General features: G+C 65.8%; 18 protein-coding genes. 6 read left to right on the forward strand and 12 right to left on the reverse strand.

Annotated elements, in window-relative coordinates; all coding sequences use genetic code 11:
- Window positions 1-92 precede the first annotated feature (92 nt).
- A complete protein-coding gene (locus DES52_RS09135) occupies window positions 93-437 on the reverse strand; it encodes a hypothetical protein (RefSeq protein WP_146237237.1) in 345 nt (114 codons plus the stop codon).
- Between the two features lie 333 nt (window positions 438-770).
- Between DES52_RS09135 and DES52_RS09140 the strand changes: the two genes are divergently transcribed.
- Window positions 771-1,553, forward strand: a complete 783-nt coding sequence (locus DES52_RS09140; RefSeq protein WP_110886508.1) for an SDR family oxidoreductase — start codon at window positions 771-773, stop codon at window positions 1,551-1,553.
- Window positions 1,554-1,617: 64 nt separating this feature from the next.
- On the opposite strand, the gene DES52_RS09145 is transcribed toward DES52_RS09140, so the two are convergent.
- A complete protein-coding gene (locus DES52_RS09145; protein WP_110886509.1) occupies window positions 1,618-2,040 on the reverse strand; it encodes a CBS domain-containing protein in 423 nt (140 codons plus the stop codon).
- A gap of 69 nt (window positions 2,041-2,109) precedes the next feature.
- Window positions 2,110-2,946, reverse strand: coding sequence for a DUF72 domain-containing protein (locus DES52_RS09150; RefSeq protein WP_110886510.1), 837 nt, complete (start codon window positions 2,944-2,946; stop codon window positions 2,110-2,112).
- 107 nt (window positions 2,947-3,053) lie between these two features.
- On the opposite strand from DES52_RS09150, the gene DES52_RS09155 reads away from it, so the two are divergent.
- Window positions 3,054-3,602 (forward strand): GNAT family N-acetyltransferase, encoded by a 549-nt coding sequence (locus DES52_RS09155; RefSeq protein WP_110886511.1) that lies wholly within the window; start codon window positions 3,054-3,056, stop codon window positions 3,600-3,602.
- Window positions 3,603-3,912: 310 nt separating this feature from the next.
- Here the strand turns inward: DES52_RS09155 and DES52_RS09160 are convergent, their stop codons facing one another.
- From DES52_RS09160 to DES52_RS09170, 3 genes are all read right to left on the reverse strand, one after another.
- The gene (locus tag DES52_RS09160) at window positions 3,913-5,496 is read right to left on the reverse strand and encodes a carboxypeptidase-like regulatory domain-containing protein (RefSeq protein WP_110886512.1); all 1,584 of its coding nucleotides are present in this window, start codon (window positions 5,494-5,496) and stop codon (window positions 3,913-3,915) included.
- A gap of 64 nt (window positions 5,497-5,560) precedes the next feature.
- Window positions 5,561-7,858 (reverse strand): Ig-like domain-containing protein, encoded by a 2,298-nt coding sequence (locus DES52_RS09165; RefSeq protein ID WP_110886513.1) that lies wholly within the window; start codon window positions 7,856-7,858, stop codon window positions 5,561-5,563.
- Window positions 7,859-7,874: 16 nt separating this feature from the next.
- A complete protein-coding gene (locus DES52_RS09170; protein ID WP_110886514.1) occupies window positions 7,875-8,528 on the reverse strand; it encodes a hypothetical protein in 654 nt (217 codons plus the stop codon).
- A gap of 87 nt (window positions 8,529-8,615) precedes the next feature.
- On the opposite strand from DES52_RS09170, the gene DES52_RS09175 reads away from it, so the two are divergent.
- Both DES52_RS09175 and DES52_RS09180 read left to right on the forward strand, forming a co-directional pair.
- Window positions 8,616-10,877, forward strand: a complete 2,262-nt coding sequence (locus tag DES52_RS09175) for an AfsR/SARP family transcriptional regulator (protein ID WP_110886515.1) — start codon at window positions 8,616-8,618, stop codon at window positions 10,875-10,877.
- Between the two features lie 333 nt (window positions 10,878-11,210).
- The gene (locus DES52_RS09180; protein WP_110886516.1) at window positions 11,211-12,839 is read left to right on the forward strand and encodes a long-chain-fatty-acid--CoA ligase; all 1,629 of its coding nucleotides are present in this window, start codon (window positions 11,211-11,213) and stop codon (window positions 12,837-12,839) included.
- A 52-nt stretch (window positions 12,840-12,891) separates the two neighbouring features.
- Here the strand turns inward: DES52_RS09180 and DES52_RS09185 are convergent, their stop codons facing one another.
- On the reverse strand, window positions 12,892-13,203 hold the full coding sequence (locus DES52_RS09185; RefSeq protein ID WP_110886517.1) for a hypothetical protein: 312 nt from the start codon (window positions 13,201-13,203) through the stop codon (window positions 12,892-12,894).
- An 88-nt stretch (window positions 13,204-13,291) separates the two neighbouring features.
- Here DES52_RS09185 and DES52_RS09190 point away from each other — a divergent pair, with 88 nt between their 5' ends.
- Together DES52_RS09190 and DES52_RS09195 are read left to right on the forward strand one after the other, a co-directional pair.
- Window positions 13,292-14,587: an aminotransferase class I/II-fold pyridoxal phosphate-dependent enzyme gene (locus DES52_RS09190; RefSeq protein ID WP_110886518.1), complete on the forward strand. Its 1,296-nt coding sequence runs from the start codon at window positions 13,292-13,294 to the stop codon at window positions 14,585-14,587.
- Window positions 14,588-14,863: 276 nt separating this feature from the next.
- Window positions 14,864-17,974, forward strand: a complete 3,111-nt coding sequence (locus tag DES52_RS09195) for an alpha-amylase family glycosyl hydrolase (protein ID WP_110886519.1) — start codon at window positions 14,864-14,866, stop codon at window positions 17,972-17,974.
- Between the two features lie 60 nt (window positions 17,975-18,034).
- Here DES52_RS09195 and DES52_RS09200 read toward each other — a convergent pair whose 3' ends face one another.
- The 5 genes from DES52_RS09200 to DES52_RS09220 are packed head-to-tail and all read right to left on the reverse strand — an operon-like array spanning window position 18,035 to window position 22,808.
- Entirely contained in the window at window positions 18,035-19,042 is a 1,008-nt protein-coding gene (locus tag DES52_RS09200) for an acetamidase/formamidase family protein (protein WP_110886520.1), read from the reverse strand.
- 4 nt (window positions 19,043-19,046) lie between these two features.
- Window positions 19,047-19,754 (reverse strand): histidine phosphatase family protein, encoded by a 708-nt coding sequence (locus DES52_RS09205; RefSeq protein ID WP_110886521.1) that lies wholly within the window; start codon window positions 19,752-19,754, stop codon window positions 19,047-19,049.
- Complete coding sequence (locus DES52_RS09210) at window positions 19,751-20,767, reverse strand: phosphotransferase family protein (RefSeq protein ID WP_110886522.1); 1,017 nt, start codon at window positions 20,765-20,767, stop codon at window positions 19,751-19,753. The genes DES52_RS09205 and DES52_RS09210 overlap by 4 nt, the downstream gene beginning before the upstream one ends.
- A complete protein-coding gene (locus DES52_RS09215; protein WP_110886523.1) occupies window positions 20,764-21,537 on the reverse strand; it encodes an SDR family oxidoreductase in 774 nt (257 codons plus the stop codon). Before DES52_RS09215 ends, DES52_RS09210 begins: the two co-directional genes overlap by 4 nt.
- A complete protein-coding gene (locus DES52_RS09220) occupies window positions 21,534-22,808 on the reverse strand; it encodes an acyl-CoA dehydrogenase family protein (protein ID WP_110886524.1) in 1,275 nt (424 codons plus the stop codon). The genes DES52_RS09215 and DES52_RS09220 overlap by 4 nt, the downstream gene beginning before the upstream one ends.
- Window positions 22,809-22,818: the final 10 nt, after the last annotated feature.

A 22,818-nucleotide genomic window follows, 5' to 3' on the forward strand; every position in this document is an offset into this window, starting at 1 on the left:
AGAAGTCGCCGCGACCTCACGCCCTCGCTGAATCCGCCCAAGGCCGATTTCGATCCCGACGTTTCGACGTCACCCCCCGATGTGGAAAGCCGTCAAGACGGCGTTTCCGGGCGAATCAGGATTCCTTTTTGTCCGTCGAGCGCCACGACCTGCAGCAGACCGCACAGTGCTCGAAGCTCGTCGGGCATGACACGGCTCACTTTGATCCAACGAACGAGTCCATCGTCGCTCGGCGTGACTTGAACGCTCGCGTGACGGTCCTCGGGGCAACTCCCGAACCACGAGCTTCGAAAAGAGGCCCATTCCCGTTCCGGGCAGGGTCCTTCCAAGAGGGTTCGAACATCCTCCAACGTTCCGATGGGTTCCGGGTCTTGCGCCGGCCACGTCTCCATGGGCGCGTCGCTCAACGGCTTGAACAGCATGTAGTCGTAACTCATCTTCCAAGAGCATGACACGGCCTCTCCGAGTGTTTCGAGCGCTTCGCCCATCCGCCCGCCGTGACGCCCGAAAACAGCTCTCGATTCGTGAAGTGTTCGGTTCGACATGACAGGGAATCGCTCGACGGGGCGCGAAATGCAAGGCTCGACGAACTGCCTCGCGTAGAGTCATGAGCGTATTCCCGCGAGGAGCCGCCGAACGCATCGAGCCGAGTTCACGCGACGGCCAGCCTTTCCTCGGGAAAAGCGGAGCGCGAACGAATTCGACGGTCAAGCCCGCCTGAAGGCGCCAGCGTGCCTTCGTCGCGTAACGTTGCCGTCAGGGGGTGCTTCATGGGCATGTTGGAAGGCAAGGTGGCGTTCATCACGGGCGCGGCGAGTGGCATCGGCCTCGGCACGGCGAAGCGATTCGCGACGGAAGGCGCGCGAATCGTGCTCGCCGACTTGCAAGACGAGGACGGCGAGAAGGCCGCGCGGGAAGTCGAGGCGCTCGGCGGCGAAGCCTTCTACGTCCACTGCGACGTGAGCTCCGACGAATCCGTGCGAACGGCGGTCGAGCGTGCCGTGGAGCGCTTCGGACGACTCGACATCGTGTTCGCCAACGCGGGCATCAACGGCGTTTGGACGCCCGTCGACGAGCTCACGCCCGAAGAGTGGAGCAAGACCATCTCCATCAACCTCACCGGGACGTACCTCACGGTGCACTACACCGTTCCGCATCTCAAGGCGGCCGGTGGCGGCTCCATTCTCATCACGAGCTCCGTCAACGGGACGCGCACCTTCTCGTCCCCGGGCGCGAGCGCTTACTCCACTTCCAAGGCGGGACAAGTGGCGTTCATGAAGATGATCGCGCTCGAACTCGGCCGTAGCCATATTCGCGTCAACGCCATCTGCCCCGGCCTCATCCACACGAACATCCAGGAGCGCACCGAGCAGCGCGACACCGAGCAACTGGGCATCGAAGTCGAGTTGCCCAAGGGCAGTCCCGCCTTGAACGAAGGCGAAGGCGATCCGATCGACGTCGCGGACGTGTGCCTCTTCCTCGCGTCCGACCTTGGCAGGCACGTGTCGGGCGTGGAGATCTTCGTGGACGGCGGCGCTTCGCTGCTGCGTTGAATGTGAAATCCCCTCCCACGGTGGGAGGGGATTCGGCAAGAAAGCGTGGCGCGGACAGCGGGGCTTAGTTGTTTCCGCCCGGCTGAGAGACGCCTTCCAGCGCCGCTTCGTCCGCGCCCGTGTCCGTCTTCACGGCGAGGTCGCCGAGGCTGATGATGCCGACGGGCTTGCCGTTCTCCACGACGGGCAGGCGACGCACCTGCTTGTCCGCCATGAGCTTCGCGGCGTCCTTGACCTTCGTGTCCGCTTCGAGCGTCACGAGGTCCTTGCTCATGATGTCGCCGACGGCGGCGTTCGAAGGGCCGCCTTCTGCCATCACGCGCACGACGAGATCGCGGTCCGTGACGATTCCGGCGAGACGCTCGCCTTCCGTCACGAGAACGTTCCCGATGTCGTGCTGCTTCATGAGCTTCGCCACTTCCGAGACCGAAGTGCGAGGAGAGACGGTGACGAGGTTCTCGCTCATAATGTCGCGCAATTTCGTCATGTAGTGACCTCCTCTTCGCACCGTAAACGTCCAGATGGTCGGTGGGGTGAACGCGCTCTACAGATGCCTTTACAGCAAGCGACCCGGCAGGGGCGCGTCCGGATTCGGAAGGCTCACCGTGAGTCCGCGTGACGCCAAGGCTTCGCGAAGCATCGGGATGTTCTTGAGCGCGTGGCCTTTCGTCGTGTTTTGGAAGAAGACGTAAAGCTCTTCCAACTCGCCTTCCACCTCGGCGATCTTGTCGGCCCACTCGTCCATCTCCGCGCGGTTGTACAGGTAGTCGTGGCGTTCGGCGGCGCTCTTGCCTTCCCACCACGAGCCTTCGTTGCGTCCGTGCAACCGCAAGTACCCCACTTCGGACGTGACGTGCACGCGCGGCTCGGGCATTCCGCCGACCGGAGGGTAGTCGGGGCTGACCCAGATGAGGCCGTACTCGGCCATGCCTTCGCGCACTTCGGGCTTGTCCCACGAGGCGTGGCGAAGTTCCACGGCCAGCTCGTGGCCCGCGAAGCGCTCGGCGAGGTCCAGCAGGTACTTGCGGTTGTCGGTCGTGCGGTGGAAGGAGTACGGAAATTGCGCGAGGTACGGTCCCTTGAGGCCCACTTCGCGTAACGGTTGCGGGCTTTGCAGCATCCGGTCGAAGTCGCTCTGCTCGGGGTTGCGGGTGTGCGTGAACACCTGGTGGAGCTTCACGGCGAAGCGCGTGCGTCCCCCCGACTTCTTCGCCATGCCCTCGAACGCTTTCAGGCCGGGAATGCCGTAGAAGCTGGAGTTGAGCTCCACGGCGTTGAAGTGCTGCGAGTACACCTCCAGGAACTGGTCTTTCTTCGTGCCGTCGGGGTAGAGCAAGCCGGGACCGATCCAGTCTTCGTTCGAGTACCCGCCGGTGCCGAGGTAGATACGCATACGCTCACGGTAGCAGCCTGGAAAAACGCTGGCCTTGAGCGGAAGTCAAGGTCACCGGGGCGAGGAGGGGCGCGCGGTCGCACGCTCGGCGGCCCTACAATGCCCGTATGGCCCCTTCCCCCTTCGACGTCTTGTCGACGGACCGTCTCGTGCTTCGCCGTCTGCGCGACGAGGATGCGCCCGCTTTGTGCGCGTACCGCAGCGATCCGGAGGTCGCCCGCTTCCAGGGATGGGGCGCTTCGTTCGGCGAGATGCAGGCCCGCTCGTTGATCGAGGCGATGCGGGAACGTGAGCCCGGCGAAGAAGGATGGTTTCAATTCGCCGTGGCCGAGTGCGCGTCGGGCGTGCTGATCGGGGATTTGGGCTTGTGCGCTTTCGGCGAGCGCCAAGCCGAGATCGGCTTCACGCTTGCCCGGGCGGCGCAAGGACGCGGGTACGCGCGCGAGGCCGTAAGCGCCTTGCTGTCGTACGCGTTCGGTCCGTTGCACTTGCACCGCGTCGTCGCCGGGATCGATCCTCGAAACACGAAGGCCCGGGCGTTGCTGGAACGCTTGAAGTTCCGCCTCGAAGGCCGCTTCGTCGAGAGTTTCTTGGAAGGGAACGTGTGGCTCGACGAAGATCGGTTCGCGCTGCTTTCCCGCGAGTGGACCGCGTAAGTTAATCGGTCGGACCGGCAAGGAAGGGTTCCCGAGGACGTCATCGCCCACCAAGACTCCGAGGGTCGCGCCCGCGGTCCGTGTTTATGAGGCTCGGCGCGATTGGACGCCGAGCAGCAGGAGCGTCTTCGGCTCGAGGCTGGAAAAGACGCGCTTGCTCGTCTCCACGAATTGGAGAGTAAATGGGGGAGAGGTCGTACCTCACCGCTGCGTCGTCAGGAGACGGGAGGGGCGCACGAGGACTGCTCGTGCGCCCCTCCCGTCTCTCTTCATTGCCCTCGTTCCGTTGGCCGAGCCGCGTGCTCGATCTTCAAGGGGCGGTCTTGAACGAGAAGGTCTCCGAGGTCGTCACGACGTACGGAGTGGCGTCACCGGCTTGCGGGTAGCCGTTCGGCCACGCGCCGCTCGTGAAGTCGTCCATCGACGAGAACGGTCCCACCGTCGCGACGGTCCACGTGTACGACGTGTTCTTGCCCAGAAAGGCGGAGTCGAGGGGTTGATAGCCCGACGCGGTCGTGTACGCGACGCGCTTGCCCGACAGCAGAAAGATCGACACGGAGGAGGGCGGGACGGACGTCCACGAGAAGTTGGGATTGGTGCCGACGTCCGTGCGTCCGTTCGTCGGGCTCGACAGGGCGGCGGCGCTCGGCAAGGCGAGGTTCACGACCTCGTTGGGTTGCAGACCCACGCGTTGAACGCTCACGGTGCGCGCGCCTTGCTTGGCGTCCACGACGAGCCCGAGGGTTTTACCGGGCACGACGGGCGTGCGGTACGTGTTCGTGGTGTTCGCGCTGGTGTCGACGCCGAGCAGGAAGAAGCTCTTGGGCGACAAGCTCAAAAACAGGCGCTTGCTCGTGAGGCTCGCGCCGCTCGGCAAGGTGATCAAGGCGCTGAGGCTGCTGTTCTGAGCCGCCCCGAGCGGTTGGAACGTGATGTTCTGACCGGAAGAGGAGACGCCGTTGGCGAGGTTGACGTCGCGTGTCGCGAAGCCGCTGTAGCTGTCGAAGAGGGTGCTGACGGCCGGGTTGAGCTTGCCGTACAGCGCGTACAGCGTGCCCGTCGTGGCGCTCGACCCCGTCCAAGTCGCCGTCAAGTTGTAGTTCGCGCCGCTTCCGGCGATCAAGGTGGCGCTGCCTCGTCCGTTCGCGGCGTTGGCGAAGGTGACGCCCGCGATCTGACCCGCCGGAATCGGGAACGTCGCGCCGCTCAGCGTGCCGCTCACGGTCGCTTGCGCTTGGAGGGGCGCGCCGCCTTCGACGCCGAACAGCATCAACTTCGGATCGGGGCGCGTGAGGCCCACGAATTCGTGCGAAATCGCCGAGCCGCTCGGCTGCACGACGAGCGAGTAAGTGCCCTTGACGTTCGCGAAGGTGAAGTTGCCGTTCGCGTCGGTCGTCGTGCTGGCGGGGTTGGGTTGCAGCCCGACGCTCGCGCCGGAGAGGGGCACGCCGAAGGCGTTGAGGACGCGGCCCGTCACGGTGATGCCGGGTTTGGGCGTCACGACGAGCTTCAAGGGCGCCGTGTGCTCGACCGACGCTCCGTTCACGGTCGCCGTGCCTTTCACGAAGAAGTCGTAGGTGCCCGCGTCGAGCGACGACGCGTCGAGCGTCAGGGTCGTGGTGGTGCTGCTGTTGAGCGGCGCGAAGGTCGTTGCGAGCGCGGCGGGCTTGGCGGCCGTCGAGAAGGCGACGCTCTTGGTGAAGCCTCCGCTCGGGGCGACCGTGACGTTCACGGAGGTGGAACTGCCGGAAGCGACGGTGACGTTGCTGCTCGTGAGCAGCAACGAGAAGTCACCGCTCTCGGCGGGAGGTGGGGCGCTTCCCGCGCCTTGGCACGCGGTGAGGAGGGCCGACGTCAAGACGAGCAGGGAGGGAAGGGCGGTCGAGAGACGCATAGAGGACTCCTTGAAGACGAACGAGGGAAAGGGGAACGGCGCCGCGCCGTTCCCCTTTCCGAATTCAGCAGATGCCGGACTGCGTGCCGAACTTGAATTCCCGCGTGACGGTCGTGGTGCCGTCGTTCACTTCCAAGATGATCGAGAACGGCTCTCCGCTCAGTCCGCCGCACTTGCCGGGCAGCAGGGCGCTCGTGTTGAACGACCCGGTCACGATCGTGCCGGTCGCCGCGTTCGCGCCGCTCGCCGTGCCGTTCGACAGCAGGACCGGGGTGCTCGACAGCCTCGGGCGCAGTCGCCACGTGTAGGAGACGTTCGCGGTGTCTTGGTCGATGACGCGCGCCTTGAGGCTCACGGTCGCGTTGGTGCTGGAGTACGACGGCGGATTCGTGGGATCTTTGATGAGCGGCTCGAGGAGCGCCACGTCGGGCGGGTAGTTCGTGGGCTTGGCGAGGACGGTGATCGTGCGGGTGGTGGTGCCCACCTCGCCGACCGTGTCCGTCGCGCGGAGGGTGAGGACGCGCGTTCCGGCGCCGTTGAAGGTCGCGATGGGATTGGCGCACACGTCCGACGGCATGACGTCCGCGCTTTGGCTGCTCGTGAACGTCAGCGAGGCTTTGCCGCTCGGCAGCGGGCAGTCGAGCTTGTCGCTGCCCGACACCACGTAGCCTTGCAAGGTGACCTTTTGGCCGTCGTACACCTTGTCGGTGTCGGACGGCTTGACGATGTACGGCGTGGGCGGAACGTTCACGATCTTGACGCTGCTCGTCGCGGAGGCGCTCAGGCCTTTGCTGTTCGTGACGGTCGCCGTGAAGGTGACGTCACCGGGATTGGCGAGCACGGACGCGGGCAACGTGAGGCAACCGCTCGTCGTCGTGCCGATCGACGTGCCGTTGGCTTTGACTTGCGCTTGCAAGACGCCTTGCTGCGGATCGAGGGCGCTGACGCACAAACCGCCGAAGATGAGGCCGTTGCGCTGCAATTGAGCGCCGTTCGTGGGACTCGTGATGGAGATGGTGGGCGGCAGCGGCGCCGAGCGTCCGAACTCGAAGAGCGGCAAGTCGAAGATCTTCGTGTCGTAATCGAGCGTCTTCACGAGAAGGTCCGCGTGAATGCCGACGTACCCTTGGATGCCGGCGCTCAGCGTCCACACCGGATCGCGTGGAATTTGCGCGTCGAACTTCACGGCGCCGCGAATGCGTGCGTACGGACCGACGAGGCCGTACAGCAGGATGTCCCCTTTGAGGTTGAGGCCGCCTTCGACGGATCCGGTGATGGGCGACGTCTCCAGGTACTTGCTGAAGGACTTGTTGAACTCGGAGATGTTGTGAAAGCCGTCGTTGTACTCGAAGCCCGCGCGGGCCGTGATGCTTTCGGACGCGCCGAAGGTCATCTTCGCCTTGACGTTGCCTTTGAGATCGGACGTGACTTGCACGGTGGGAATGAGCACGACGGGCACGGGGCCGACGAAGAAGGTGATGGGGGAGAAGGTGTACTTGGCGAGCTCGACTTCCTTGTCGATCGACGTCTCCAATTCCGCTTCGACGCGGACGTTCGCCGATTGGTTGAAGCCGTACGCCATGCGGAAGGTGACGCCATTGGGGTAGATGGGAACGCCGAGGATCTTCTTCCACTTCAAGCCCATCGTGATGCCGCTGTCGGTGGCGAGGTTGAAGCTGCCTTTGAGGCGAACTTGGTCGGTCGTGGTGGACGAGTTGCCGTCCACGTCGAACAGCACCTTGTCGATCGTGAGCGAGTAGCTGTCGAGCGGCCCCAGCACCGTTTGCGCGCCGAGTGTGGACGAGGGCGCGCTTTGCGCGCGTAAGCCGCTCGCCGACACGCCGGGCGCGAGCGAGAGGCTGGCGAGGTCGCTCGGCGTGAGCGTCTCGTTGCGGTCGAATTCGCCTTCGATCAAGGCTTCGTCGAGGCTGGCCTGTTCGGTCAGGACGGTCACGGTCGCGCCGCTCGTCGAAACGCTCTTTACGCGTTGCAAGTAGCCGTAGGGCGCGCCCGGCCCGGGTTGCCCGACGAGGATGTTGCCCGCTTGCAGACTCGACAGCAGGGGCGTGGACTTCGAGAACGTGAAGTGTCCTTGGCAGCGCGTGAAGGGCGTCGTGCGCACGTCGACGAGCTTGTTCTGCGTCGCCGTGCGGGGAAACGCGGAATCGGTCGGTTGGCACAGGGTCGCGTTGTCGAACGTCAAACTCGTGAGGGCAGCGCGCGTTTCGGCGTCGGTCACGCGCGTTTGCGGATCGACTTTCGGTACGGCGACAGGTTCGGTCGGAGGCGGCGTGGAAGTGCCGCCTCCGCCGCAGGCGACGAGAAGGCTCAAGAAGGGAAGCAGCAGTCGAATACGGTTCATCGTTTCACGCTCCTATTCACTTCGTGCAGCGCAAGTTCACGCGAAAGCTGGGGTTGGCCGCCGTGTAGCGGATGTTTCCGAGCGACGGCCAGTTTCGAAGTTGGTTGGGATCGACGGTCACGACGAGCTTGTCGGGCGTGGGCAGCGGCGCGCTCTTGTTGCCCGAGTCGGGAAGCCAGAACTTGTACTGCATGATGTTGGCCGCGCCTTGCGGCAAGTCCTTGAACACGGCGTCCACCCAAGAAGATCCTTGGGAGACGTTCCACGTGTCGCCGTTCGCGAAGGCGACGCTCGTGCCTTTCTCGATGCCGGTCTTGGAAAGGTTGATGACGCTCGCCGTGCCGTTACGCCATTCCACGGTCACGCCGATGCCGGGCCAGCCGCCACGTCCCGCGTCGGTGATCGGCGTGACGCCCGTGACTCGCATTCGCCAGATGCCGTTGAACAGCCACTCGTTTCGGCATCCTTCGAGCGCCGTCTGCTGATTGGCGCCGCCCGGCGCGTTGAGGGCGGCGCGAAGCTGATCGAGCGACACGTACGTCTTGCCGCCGACGGTGACGGTGCCGAGCGTCACGGCGCGTCCGTTGATGGTGACGGTGGTCGACTGCGCGGCGGCGACGGACGCGAGAAGAACAGCGAGGAGACCGAACGTCCGAACGTGATACTTCATACGTTTCCCCCTTGAATGCCTCATTGTGCATTGCGCGGCGTCACACAACCGTCACACGCCCGCGAAGCCGCTTTGGTACGATGAAACATGGACCTCGCCGCCCACCTCGTCCTGCTCGGTTCGCCCGCGCTGCTGCTCGACGGTCGTCCGGCGTCCCCGATCACCCGTAAGTCGTTGTCGATCCTGGCCTTGCTGCACGAGGAAGGCACGTTGACGCGTCCGAGCGTCGCGTCCATGCTGTGGGGCAACCGTGGCGACGACGCCGCGCTGCACAACTTGCGCCAGGAACTCTACCGTTTGTCGAAGCTCGCGCCAGGACTCGTGGTGTCAGACGGCAAGACCTTGAGCTTGGCGAGCTTCGTCACGAGTGACGTGCGCGCCGTGCGCGAAGCGAACGAGCGCCATGGCGAGGCCGTGCCGCTCGGCTCGTTCCTGGAGGGCGTGGACGCCGACGACGAGGCGTTCGGCGAGTGGCTCGGCGCGCGGCGTGCCGACGCCGACAGGATTCGCGTCGAGTTGCTGCGCCGCGTCGCTCGGCGCGCGAGCGACCTGGAGACGTTCGAGGAGGCGCGGCGCGCGCTGGAAGCGGCCCTCACGCTCGATCCGCTGCGCGAGGACGTGTGGCGCGACTTCATGACGGTGCTGGCGAGGGAGGGGCGGCACGACGAGCTCACGGGCGCTTACGAGCGACTGCGCGCCGAGCTCGAGGCGCAAGTCGGCGGGGAACCGCTCGCCGAGACGCGCGAGGTGTTCGAACGGCTGCGCTCGCAAAGCGCCGCCTCGCCGCTGGAACTCGCCAAGACGGCGCTGCACGAAGCGCGCGAAGCGAGCCGCCTGCATCGTCACGAGGACGTGCGCGGGTCCATGCGCGCCCTGCTGAAGCGGCTTCACGACGAGGCGAAACTCGAGCGGCCCTTCATCGCGCGCGCTTGCGAATTGCTGTTCTCGTCGGCGTACGCCCTCGGGGACGTCCCGGCGATGGAGGAGGCCGTGGAGCGCTTGCGCGGCCTCGCGCGCCTCGACTTGACCTTCGAGACGCTGTGCGTGGCGAAGACGGCGGCGCTCTGGACGCGCCAAGGACGCCTCGCCGAGGTGCGCGATCTCACACGCGAAGCTTGGGAGGAACGCGAGCACCGTGACGACCAAGCGGAAGTGCTGCTGTGGCGCGGCGTGGCCTTGCTGCGCCTCGGCGATTTGCCGAACGCGCGCGACACGTTGTCGCTCGTGACGGACGCTCGCCTGCCCGCCGCGCTCGCCGCCGAAGCATCGCTGGGCCTCGGCGCGGCCGCCCTCAACCTCGGACGGCTCGACGAGGCGGGCGAGCATCTTCGCGCGGCATTGCGCGCCGCGCGGCGTGCCGGGGAAGTCGCCCTCACGGTTCGGGCGCGCGCCAACCTCGGCGTGTGGCACCTTTTGAGCGGCGAGCAGGACCTCGCCGCCAGAACGCTCACCCGCGCCGCCGAGGACGCCCGCGCCTTGTCGCAACCTGCCATGACGCGCATGCTGCTCGTGAACCTCTTCAAGGCGCTGTACGAACTCGGGCGTCTCGACGAGGCGGGCGCGGCGCTCGACGAAGCGTTCTCGCTGCTGCGAGACGCCCCCGATCCGCACGTGGAGGGCGCGCTTCTCAACAACCTCGGGGCGCTCGCACGGGCGCGCGGCGATTACGGCGCCACGCTCGACGCGCTGGCGCGCGCCCTCGACAACGCGCGCGCGACGGGCAACAAGATGCAGGAAGTGCGCCGCCTCCTGGCGCGCGCCGACGTATTGACGGAACTTGGCGCCACGACCGAGGCGCACGAGGACGTGTGCCTCGCGCTGGACCTGGTGCGCCGCCACGGATTGAGGGAAGTCGAGCCGTGGGCGAACTTGCTGCTCGCCGAGGCGGCCTTGCAGCTCGGCAACGTCGCCACGTGCGCCGCTCGACTCGAAGACGTCGCGCTCGTCAAAGAGTCGCTTTCCAGCGACGACGCGACGCGTTGGCGTTGCGACACGGCGGCCCTCGCGCTCGCCCGTAGCGACGCGGACGCCGCGCTCGCCGCGCTCGCCGATCCGCCCGATCCGAGTTGCCGCGCGCTTCACCTCTCCTTGCGCGCGCGCGCCAAGCGCGCGTCGAACCTAGACGTGTCGCAGGAGCGCGAGGAAGCGCTGAGTTGGCTGCGAGGTCGTCACCTCGTGGCGCTCGACGAGGTGCGCGTGCGGCGCGCCCTCGGCCTCGACCTCGTGCGCGCCGACGCCTTGCTGAAGGAGGTTCGCGCCTCGCTGCAAAGCGAGCCGTCCGTGCTCGCCGCGTTCGACAAGCGGTGGGCTTCGTCGAACGCGATGTTCGCCGAGCTGTCTTGGTGGTGAGCCGAGACGGCCGTCAAGCCTTTAGCACGTCGTGCCAACTCTACGAGGTCGATGCATGAGGGAACTCATGGCATGACGATCCGCCGAGGCCCGCTCCGGGCCGATGTCATCTGCGGGACATGGATGCTCGCGCCCTCGCTGAGGCTCGGCGGCAGGCGTCACAAGCTCCGCGCCTCTTCCCCCCTCGCTTGCGGCCGTGACAGGCAAGCGGCTTCGCGCCCCTTTCGCGCCGTTCGCGAGGCATGTGTGGCGTCCTCGCGTTGACGCCCGCCGTTCCCGTGCCTACACTGGCCGCGTACCCCAATTCGCTTTTCGTTCGAAAGGAGTCCTTTCATGTCGCAGACGTACTGGCCGCGCGGCTTGCCCCGAGCGCTCACCGTGCCGAAGACCGGCCTTTGGCATAACCTCGAGGTGACCGCCGCGCGGTTCCCCGACAAGGTTGCCGTGTGGTTTTACGGGCGAGAACTCACGTACCGGCAGTTGCGAACCGAAGCCGCGAGGCTCGGCGGGTATCTGCAGCGCGCGGGCGTCCAGAAAGGCGACCGCGTCCTCGTGTGGCTGCAGAATTCTCCGCAGTTCATCACCGCTTGTCACGCCGTGTGGTACGCCGGGGGCGTCGTCGTGCCGCTCAGCCCGATGCTCACGCCGCAGGAACTGCAGTTCTTCTTGTACGACGCGGGCATCAAGGTCGGACTCGTCGGCGCCGAGCTGTACCCGAAGGCGCGCGCCGCCAACGTCTCGCACGTCGTCGTCGCGAGCCTGGGCATGGACGTTCTGCACTCGCCCGTGCCGACGCCCGACGTGTTCGCCGTGCCCGAAATCGCCGAAGGCGACGACGTCACGTGGGGCCAAGCGACGAGCGGCGACGAAGGCGAGGCCGTGGACGTCACGTCGAGCGACCTCGCCATGCTGCCTTACACCTCGGGAACGACGGGCCGTCCGAAGGGCGTCATGCACACGCACGGCACCATTCAGGCGAACATCGTGGCCGGTTCGGCGTGGGTGAACGCCACGTCCGAGGAAGTCATCCTTGGCACCTTGCCGTTCTTTCACGTCACGGGCCTCGTGAACTCCATGATGACGAGCATCTACGGCGGCGCCACGCACGTCGTCATGACGCGCTGGGACCGTGAGATCGCTCGGCAGCTCATTCGCTCGAAGCAAGTCACGTTGTGGACGAACACCGCCACGATGGTGATCGACCTGCTCGCGAGTCCGCATCTTACCGCCGACGACCTCAAGTCGCTCAAGAACGTCACAGGGGGCGGCGCCGCCTTGCCCGCCGCCGTCGGGGCGCGCTTCGAGGAACTCACGGGCCTGCGCTTCATCGAGGGGTACGGCCTCACCGAGACGATGGCGCAAAGCCACACCAATCCCGCCGACGCGCCCAAACTTCAGTGTCTCGGCATTCCGGTGTTCGGGACGGACGCCCGCGTGATCGACCTCGACTCGGGCCGCGAACTGCCGCCCGGCGAGACGGGCGAGATCGTCATTCACGGGCCGCAAGTCATGAAAGGCTACTGGAACAACGAGCAAGCCACGCAAGAAGCCTTCATCGAGATCGACGGAAAATCCTTCTTCCGATCGGGCGACCTCGGCTACAGAGATTCCGAAGGCTACTTCTTCTTCGTCGATCGCCTCAAGCGCATGGTGAACGTCTCGGGCATGAAAGTCTGGCCTGCCGAAGTCGAAAGCATCCTCTACCATCACCCCGCCGTGCAGGAAGCCGTCGTGATCGCCGCGCCCGACGAGCGCACGGGCGAGAAGGTCAAGGCGTTGGTCGTGCGCCGCGCGGGGCACGACGCCACGCCCGACGCCATCCAGACGTGGGCACGCGAGCACATGGCGTCGTACAAGATTCCACGTGACATCGAATTCGTCGACAGCCTTCCCAAGGGGCCCACGGGCAAGATCGCCTGGCGGCCCTTGCAGGAAGCGGAGCGGGCAAAAGCGCGAGCTTGACACCTCTCCCGGCCCTTTCACCCAACGACGGGGAAGGGCCGGGAGAAGACGCTCAGCGCACCCGCTTGAACACGAACACTTGCGCCGTCACACGTCCGCTCGTCGTGGTGGACGCGTCTTGGTAGGTCACGGCGAGGTCCCAGCCTTGGCGCCCCAAGCAGTTCAGCAAGCCGTTGAAGGAGTTGACGCGGCAATTGAGGCGCGACGCGAAGCGGGCGATGTCACGCTCGAGCGGCACCGCGCCGCGCGGATCTTCCCAGCCGTAGCCGAGGGTGGAGGAGACGAGGGTGCCGTATTCGACCGCGCGTTGAGCGCTCGCGGTGGACACCGCGACCAGGGAAGCCGTCAGCAGGAATGCACGCATGCTGTTCACCGTAGGGGGCGAAAGGCGGACGTTGTTCTAGACAGCCCTGAGCGATTCATCAGGTGCGACCCACTACACTGCGTCATTTATGGACGAGCTCACCTCCACGCTCGACGACACCGCGGCCTGTCCCACGTCCACCCGAGCCTCTTCGCACGAGCGCCACTTCGAAAGCGACGCCGTGCACGTCGGCATTCCCCGCGCGGGAGGCGTGCCGCTCGCCGTGCCGATCGTGGCGGCGGCGGCCTTTCAATTCGATTCCTTGCAGCACGGCGCGGACGTGTTCGCGACGAACGAGGAGTACAGTTACTCGCGCTTGCAAAACCCCACGGTGGAGGCGCTCGAAGCGCGCCTCGCCGTGCTGGAAGGCGCGTCGCACGCGCTCGTCACGGCGAGCGGGCAAGCGGCGACCCTCACGGCGATCCTCTCGGTGTGCCGCGCGGGCGATCACATCGTGGCGACGTCGAGTTTGTTCGGCGGCACGAGCGGCCTGCTGCTCAACGTCTTGCCGAACTTCGGCATCATGACGAGCCTCGTGCCGAACGACCCGGCGGCGGTCGAGGAGGCGATGCGCGAGCAGACGCGCCTCGTGTGGACGGAGACGATCGGCAATCCGGCGGCGGACGTTCCCGACATCGAGGCGCTCGCCAGGATCGCGCACGCGCACGGCGCCTTGCTCGGCGTGGACAACACGTGGGGCGGCGTGGGATTTTTGTGCCGTCCGCTCGCTTTCGGGGCGGACATCGTGACGCACAGCCTCACGAAATGGGCGGGCGGGCACGGCGCGGCGCTCGGCGGCGCCGTTCTCGTGGGTGACGCGCACGACTTGACGCGCAACGACATCTTCTCGTGCGGCTCGCCGAGCCTCCTCGAGCAGCGCGGCGCGGCGGCCCTCGCGTGGCGGCAGCGTTGGCTGGGCGTGCAGCAAGCGGGCATGATTCTCGCGCCGCACGCGGCGCACCTTCTCACGCTCGGCGTGGAGACGCTGCCGCTTCGCTTGCGCCAGTCGTGCGAATCGGCCCTCGACCTCGCGAGGCGTTTGGAGGCGCACCCCGCCGTTCGAAGCGTCGGCTATCCCGGTTTGCCGTCTTCGCCGCACCACGCGCTCGCCACGAAGTACCTCTCGAACGGTTTCGGCGCGGTCCTGACCTTCGAGGTGGACGACCCGGCGCGTTTGCTGTCGCGCCTGTCGATGATTCGCATCGCGCCCAACCTCGGCGATACGCGCAGCATGGTCATTCACCCGTGGACGACGACGCACGGTCGGTTGCCCGAAGCGCAGCGCCTCGCTTCGGGCGTCAACGCGCGTCTCGTGCGGTTCAGCGTCGGCATCGAACACGTCGAGGACGTGTGGAGCGACTTGGAGCGCGGCCTCGAAATGTGAACCAGGACCAATCGGCGCGCGGCCCGTCTAGTAGACTTCTTTTCTTGCAATAGGCGAGCCGCGCGTCCGGACGTGCGAGGTAGGGAGGCGTCCACCTCTATAAAAGACGGACGCACGAGCAGGAACGAGCGAAGGCTGGTGCAATTCCAGCATCCTGTACAAAGACCAGAGGAGGAGGGCATTGCCCTCCTCCTTATTGTTTGCCGTATTCCTTAACTTTCCTTTAAAACTTTAGTCTTGCAAGGATCGTGCGCCGAGGGGTTTCATAGAGGCGTCATGAAAACGCTTCCACCTCGCCGCGCTGGGGCGGCGATTTTGCTCTCGCTGTCGCTGGCTTCCTGTGGCCTCGTTCCCACACCTGCCTCCACCGACGATCCCCCAACCCCTCAAGCGCTGCGTGCTCCAAGTTCCAGAACGACCTTGCTGGACAGTTGGCGGAATGAAATCATTTATTTTGCCGTCACCGACCGATTCTCGAACGGCAATCCTTTCAATGACAACGGAGGCAACCGAGACGCAGGGGACCGCGCCGACCCCAGCAATCCTCTTGCATGGCAAGGCGGCGATCTCGCGGGCCTCACCCAAAAAATAGAAGAAGGCTACTTCCGCAAGCTGGGCTTCACGGCCATCTGGATCACCCCCGTCACGTTGCAAGTGCCCTCCGTTCCCGTTGGCGATGGCCCGAACCAAGGCAAAATTTCGGCAGGTTACCATGGGTACTGGGCGGACGACTTCTTCAAAATCGATCCGCATCTCGGCACGATGCAAGACCTCAAGCGCTTCGTGCAGACCGCCAAGCGCAACAACCTAAAAGTGATCCAAGACATCGTCGTCAACCACGCCGGTTATGGGACCACGCTCGCCGTGGAGCACCCGGAGTGGTTCCACACGAACGCCGAGTGCAACGCGTCCCCGAACAAGGACCAAGACTGCGCCCTCGCCGGGCTGCCCGACTTCAAGCAAGACTTGCCGCAAGTGCGCGATTACCTCAACCGCTTCGTTTCGTACTGGATTCGTGAAACGGGCATCGACGCTCTTCGCATGGACACCATGAAGCACGTCGCCGACAGCTACTGGCCGCAATTCTTTGCTCCTGGCGGCCCTGGGGACGCGCAGCGCATCTGGACCGTCGGCGAAATTTATAATGGTGACCCCGCGTTCCTTGCTCGGTACATGAACGAGTTCGGCGCGCCCTCGGTCTTCGATTTCCCGCTGTACTTCAATATCAAGGACCACCTCTCGAGCGCGAATGGCAACCTCGACGCGATCGCGGGTGTCTTTTCCCGCGACATCGTGTACAACGACGCGCGCCGCCTCACGACGTTCGTGGACAACCACGACGTGAAACGCTTCGTGAACGAGGTGACCGATCGCGGCGGCTCGACAGTAGAGGCGCGCGAACGCCTCGATCTCGCGCTCTCGCTGATCTACACGTCACGCGGCATCCCCAGCGTCTATTACGGTACGGAAATCGCAATGCCCGGCGGCGGCGACCCATACAACTTTCCCATCGGCCAGACAAACCGCGAGCCCATGAATTTCTCGGCCGTCGACGCCTCTCCGATCGCACGTCGTCTCTCCGCCCTTGCCGCCGCCCGCCAAAAGTACCGCGTCTTGCGTGACGGCACGCAGCAGGAACTGTGGCGCCCCAATGGGGGCGCACCAATCCTCGCCTACCGCCGTATCGCATCGAATGCTAACGACTCGCTCGCCGATCCCCCCGTCGTGTTCGCCATGAACAACTCAAACATGTCGATCGACCTCGCATCTCTACCGGGCGGCGGCATCCCACTGTTGGGAACGTTCGCGGGCGGACCCCTCACGGAGATCACGGGTCGTGCCTCGAACTTGCGCGTGCAAAACGGGAAGCTCGTTGGAACGGTGCCCGCCCGCACCCTCCTCGCTGTGAGTGGCCTCACCGGCTTGGGCGGATTGGGCCTCATCGATCGCAGCCTCCCCAATCCCACGGGTCTTACCGCGCGAGCGGGCGACGCCGCCGTGCGTCTCTCGTGGACGCCTGCGAGCGCCTCGAACGTCGTCGGTTACCGCGTCTACCAACGCCGCATCGGTGCCTCAGCGTATACGCAGCTCAACTTCGCCCCCCTCGACCGAGGCACCTCCAACTTCCTCGTGCGGGGTCTCACGAACGGCGCCGCGTACGAATTCAAAGTCGTGACCGTCGGCTCGGACGGTTCCGAGTCGAGCGGCGCGACGACCACGGCCACGCCGAGCGACACCTTGACCGCGAGCGTCACGTTCACCGTCGACGCCCGCACGCAAGGCAACGGCTCAGTGCAACTGCGTCGCTTCGACGCGGGCGGCGAGCAGCGTATCGCCTTGAATCCCGTCGCGGGCCAACCGGGCATCTGGACGAAGACGATCGACTTGCCGCTGTTCCGTGAAATCAAGTTCAAGTTCGGCAACGACGCTTCGGGCGCCAAGAACTCCGGCTATGAAGGCCCCGGTCAACCCGACCGCTCGCTGATCGTCGGGGTCGGCGCCGAGAACTACAGCGGCGTGTACGACTTCATCACGGAGCCCGTCCCGAACGCGACGATCACGGGCCGCGTGACGAGCGGTGACACGAACGTCGTGAACGCGTTGATCGAAGCGAGCAGCAACCCCAATCTCTTCTACGCCCGCTCCTTCTCCGACGGCACGTACTTCCTGCGCGCACCCAGCGGATCGCAGACGTTGAACGTCACCGCTCCCGGCTTCATCTCGCCCGCCGCGCGCACCGTCACCGCGCCCGCCGTAAACGTCGACTTCGACCTCGCGCGCGACATCCGCACGAAGTACACCATCGACGGAAACCTCGCCGACTGGACGAATCCGAAGGCGCGCGCCCTGAGCGAAGCGGAGGGCGTGTTCGGACCGGACAACAACTTCCAAGAGTTGCTCGCCGACTTCGACGACAACTTCTTGTACCTCGCGTATCGATACCGAATCGACGGCAACGGCGCCATCGTGTACCTCGACTTCAAGTCCGGCGGCTTCACGACGGCCCTCGGCCTCAACGCGTGGTCGCGCAACATCACCTTCACGGGCGGCGCGGGCATCGACTTCTTCCTCGCCCGCTGGAATCGGGACAGCGGGGCGCAGTTGTGGCGCGCCGAGTCCACGACCCAAGTCACGCAGCGCACCACTCCGAACACCCTCGCGACGAGTGGCAGCGACGCCCAGCAAATCGTGGAAATCGCGATTCCCTGGAGTGAACTCGGCGGGAAACCGCAAGCAGGCAGTGTCAACGTGTACGGAGCGATCGTCGGCGGAGACAACTACGGCGCGGGCGACATCATCCCGACCGTGGCCGGAAACGTCATCTCGAACGACACGTCCACGCGCGCCGTGACTTTCGGAACGCCCCTCAACATGCCGTTGAATTGATCGGCGTCAAGCGAAACGAGACCCGGCTTCGGCCGGGTCTCGTCTTCATTCACGCTTCGTTCAATCCTCGAAGATCACGAGCGGCAGGAACGCGCTCACCGTCCAATTCGGCGCGTCCACGATCTGACTGATTTTGAGGTCCACGCACGCGCTCGCCAAGATGTACGCGTCCACGAGGCTCAGGCCGCGCACGCGCTTCAAGTGGCGCAGCATCTCCAGCAAGGCGATCCTCGCGGCTTCCATCAAGTCGGGCGCGTGCCCGGTCGTCGCGAACCAGCCCTTCTCGCCGAGGTGCGCGTCGAACATCGCCGGGACGCCGAGTTGCGGCGACGCGATGCCCGCTCCTCGAAGCACGCCGAACTTCAACGTCACGAGCCCGTCCGTCTCGATGCCCGTGCCGCACACCTCGCCGTCACCTTGCGCGCCGTGCACGTCCCCCACCGAGAAGAGCGCGCCCTCGACTTCCACCGGAAGGTACAGCGTCGCGCCTTTCACGAGTTGACGCACGTCCATGTTCCCGCCAACGTGCCGAGGCGGCGACGTGGGATGCTGGCCTTCTTGCGCGAGCGCGACGCCCATCACGCCGCAAAACGGCGAGAGCGGCACGCGGATGCTCGGCGAGAACCGCGCGTGCGCGCCTTCGCGAAGATCCCAGTAGCGGCTCGTCGGCGCCTCGAGTTCGCCCATGTCCGCCAGTACCTTGTCCAGCAGCCCGATGCCGTTCGGACGGCAACTCGTCCAGCCCCACGCGCCGGTCTTCACGTCGAGGATCTCCACGACGAGGGTGTCTCCGGGCTTCGCGCCCTCCACGAACACCGGCCCCGTGAGCGGATGGCCTCTCGGACCCGTGCTGCGCTCCGGATACGCGTGCTCGGCGATCAACCGGGCGAGCGCGTCGTTCGTCGGCGTGCCGTTTCCCGCCACGCTTCTCGCCACGCCGCCGTACGACGCGTCGAGCGTCTCGAAGACGACGGTGGCGCCCTCGGGAATCGTCAAGGCGGGCGTGAGAGAGCGGTCCCAAGTCGTGTGAATGTGCTCGCGGCTCAAGTGAAATGCTGGCTGAGTCATCGCGTCAACGATACGTCACCAAGTCGGCGGGCAGGTGCGCCGTCACGTTGAACTCGTCGAGCGACAAACGAGGGCCGCTGAACGTGAAGGTCGTGAGGCTGGCGTTCCGCACGCGCCAATTCAACGTCAGCATCGCGTCGTCGGGCGCGCGCAGCGCGAGTTGCACCGCCCGCCCGATCACGCCGCCCGACGTGAACACGATGACGTGCCGCGCCGCGCCCGGAGCGCGAAGAATGTCGCCGAACACCCGCCGCGTCCGATCCGCGAAGGTGCTCCAAGACTCCACGCCCTCCGGCACGTCGTCCGCCGTTTGCCAGTGCGCCATCAAGGCTTCCAGCATCCGCTGAAAGTACCGATTGCGCTCCGGGCCGCGCATGGCGGTGCGCGACGCCTCCATGAGCGCGCCAAACGCTTCGCTTTCCTTCGCCAACCTCGGCGCGAGATGTCCGAGGATGCCGTCCGCCGCGTACTCCGACAAGCGCTCGTCGAACCGCGCGTTCGGCAATGCCTCTCCCAGCGCGTCGCGCGCGATCTCGTACGTCCTGGTTTGCCGCACGAGCGTGCCGCACCAGACTTCGGTGAACGACACGCCGCGCGCTCGCCAGAATTCGCCCAGCACGCGCGCTTGTCGCTCTCCGAGCGGCGAGAGGCGGTCCGTGTCGTCCTCGAACGGCGTCGCCTGCCCGTGCCGCACCAAGGTGAGCGTGCTCAAGCGTTCATCCTGGCGACCGCCATGCCCGCGATTGCCTTCACTTGCCGGTCCAGCTTGGCGAACCTCGGGTCGCGCGTCTGCCCGACGTGATAGCGGTAAAAGATCTGCTGCAAGATCACGGCGAGCTTGAACGCCCCCAGCACCTCGTACCAAGCCACGCGCGACACGTCGAAGCCCGTTCGCTCGGCGTAGCGTGAGATGAACTCGTCGCGCGAGAACCACCCGCCTTGCCCGAACGCGCCGAAAGGCTCGTTGGGCTGCTGCCAGTAGCACAGCGACAAGCCCAGATCCACGAGGGGATCGCCCACGGTCGTCATTTCCCAGTCGAGAACCGCCACGAGGCGGCCCGGGTCGTTCGGGGAGAGCATCACGTTGTCGAGCTTGTAATCGTTGTGCACGAGGGTCGCCGCGCGCGGCTCGGGCAACGCGCCGCGCAGGTACGTCAGCGCCCGCTCCATGTCGGGCACGTCCTCCACCTTCGCGCGATTCCAGCGCTCCGCCCACCCTTCCACCTGCCGCGTCAAGAAGCCCTCGGGCCGCCCGATGTCCGCCAAGCGCGTGCCGAAGATGTCGACGGCGTGCAACTGTGCCAAGCCGTCCACGAGGGCTTGCGACGCTCGCCTCGGGAAGTCCGTGGTGTCCGCGTACTCGCTCGGCACCTCGCGCCGCAGGATCACGCCGCGCCGCCGCTCCATGAGGTAGAACGGCACGCCGAGAACCGAGGCGTCCTCGCAAAGCAGTTCCGGCTTCGGCGCGAAACGGTACACGGGATGCAGCTTCTCCAACACCCGGAACTCGCGCACCATGTCGTGCGCCTTGGGCGCCACCGGTCCCATCGGCGCGCGCCGCAGCACGAACTCGCGCTCGCCCACCTTGAGAAGGTACGTGAGGTTCGAGTGCCCGCCCGGAAACTGCTGCACGGCGAGCTCCCCGTCGAGCTTGCCGTGCAGAAACGCCCGCAAAGCCTCGACGTTCAATTCCTCGCCGGGGCGAACGGGAGCGGTATCCGTCACGCTTCCTCCCCGAACATCCGAGCGCGGTAGCCGCGCATGCGGCTCAGCCACTTCTCGTGGTTCATCGCCCGCGCTTGAAACGCGGGCAAGGTCGAATCGTGCGTGAGAATCAAGAAGCGCTCCTCGGCGAGCGCGGTCATCACCTTGTCCACGACGGTCGACACGGGAATGGCGTTCGCCTTGATGAACTCCCAGTCGTCGCCTTCGTTTTGAATCATCGGCGTTTGCACGAACTCCGGACACAAGCACGACACGCGAATGCCCTTGTCGCCGTACGTGACCGCCAGCCACTCGGCGAACGCGACCGCCGCGTGCTTCGTCACCGCGTACGGCGCCGAGTGCAGTTCCGTCAGCAAACCCGCCGCCGAGGCGACGTTCAGAAGGTAGCCTTCCTGGCGCTCCAACATCTGCGGCAGCACCGCCCGCGCGGCGTACACGTGGCTCATCGTGTTGACGTGCCAGATGAGGTCCCACTCCTTGTCCGAACTCTGCTCGCTGTGCCCTACCGCGATGCCCGCGTTCGACACGAACACGTCCACTCGCCCGAACTGCCGCGTCGCTTCCTCCACGAGGCGCCTTACGTCCTCTTCCCTTGCCACGTTCGCCGCGATGGCGGTCGCGCCGATGCGCCGCGCCTGCTCGCTTGCCGCGTCCGCCTTGAGGTCCGACAGCACCACCCGGGCGCCTTCTTGCACGAACCGCTCGCACAGCGCGAGCCCGATGCCCGACGCGCCGCCCGTCACGATCACGACCTTGTCCCGAAGGTTCATACGTTCACCCCCGCGCCCGGCGCCGTCATCTCGCTCGGCGAAAGCTCCTTGCGCTCGCGCTTCGGCTGGTACGCCCTGAGTTCTTCCTTCGCGACCGTCTCGGCATGCACTTCGTCCGGCCCGTCCGCGAGGCGCAGCGTGCGGCTCATGGCGTACGCGTACGCGAGGAAGGTGTCGTTCGAGACGCCCGCTCCACCGTGCACTTGAATCGCTCGGTCGATGACTTGGCACGCGACGTTCGGCGCGACGACCTTGATCATGGCGATCTCGCTTCGCGCCGCCTTGTTCCCGACCGTGTCCATCATGTACGCCGCCTTGAGGACCAGCAGTCTCGCCTGCTCGATCTCCATGCGGCTTTGCGCGATCTGCGCGCGCACCACTCCGTGTTCGCTCAACTTCTTGCCGAACGCCGTGCGGGCCTCGGCGCGCCTGCACATCGCTTCGAGCGCCCGTTCCGCCACGCCGATGAGGCGCATGCAGTGGTGGATGCGGCCCGGCCCGAGGCGTCCTTGCGCGATCTCGAAGCCGCGCCCTTCGCCGAGCAAGACGCTGCTGACGGGCACGCGGACGTTCTCGAAGATCACCTCGCCGTGTCCGTGCGGCGCGTCGTCGTACCCGAAGACGGGCAGCATCCGCTTGATGGTGATGCCGGGCGCGTCCATCGGCACGAGGATCATGCTCTGCTGAAGGTGCCTGGGCGCGGCAAGGTCGGTCTTGCCCATGAAGATCGCGACTTTGCACCGCGGATCGCCCGCGCCGCTCGTCCACCACTTGCGGCCGTTGAGAACGTACTCGTCGCCGCTTCGCTCGATGCGGCTTTGGATGTTCGTGGCGTCACTCGAAGCGACGTCGGGCTCGGTCATGGCGAAGCACGAGCGGATCTCGCCTTCCAACAGCGGCTTCAGCCACGTCTCGTGGTGCTCCTCGCTGCCGTAGCGCGCGATGGTCTCCATGTTGCCCGTGTCGGGCGCGGAGCAGTTGAACACTTCGGACGCCCACGGCACGCGGCCCATGATTTCGCACAGCGGCGCGTACTCCAGGTTCGTGAGGCCCGCGCCCCGATTGGACGTGCTCGGCGGCAAGAAGAGGTTCCACAGCCCCGCCTCGCGCGCCTTGGGCTTGAGGTCCTCGATGATCTTGACAGGCTGCCAGCGGTCGCCTTCGGCGCGTTGCCGCTCGTACGTCTCCTCGTTCGGGAGGATGTGCTCGTCCATGAAGGCGAGCAGCCGAGCGCGAAGCTCTTGGACTTTCGGACTGTAATCGAAGTGCATGAACCGTGCC

This window comes from Deinococcus yavapaiensis KR-236, assembly GCF_003217515.1.
Classification (GTDB): Bacteria; Deinococcota; Deinococci; order Deinococcales; family Deinococcaceae; genus Deinococcus_A; species Deinococcus_A yavapaiensis.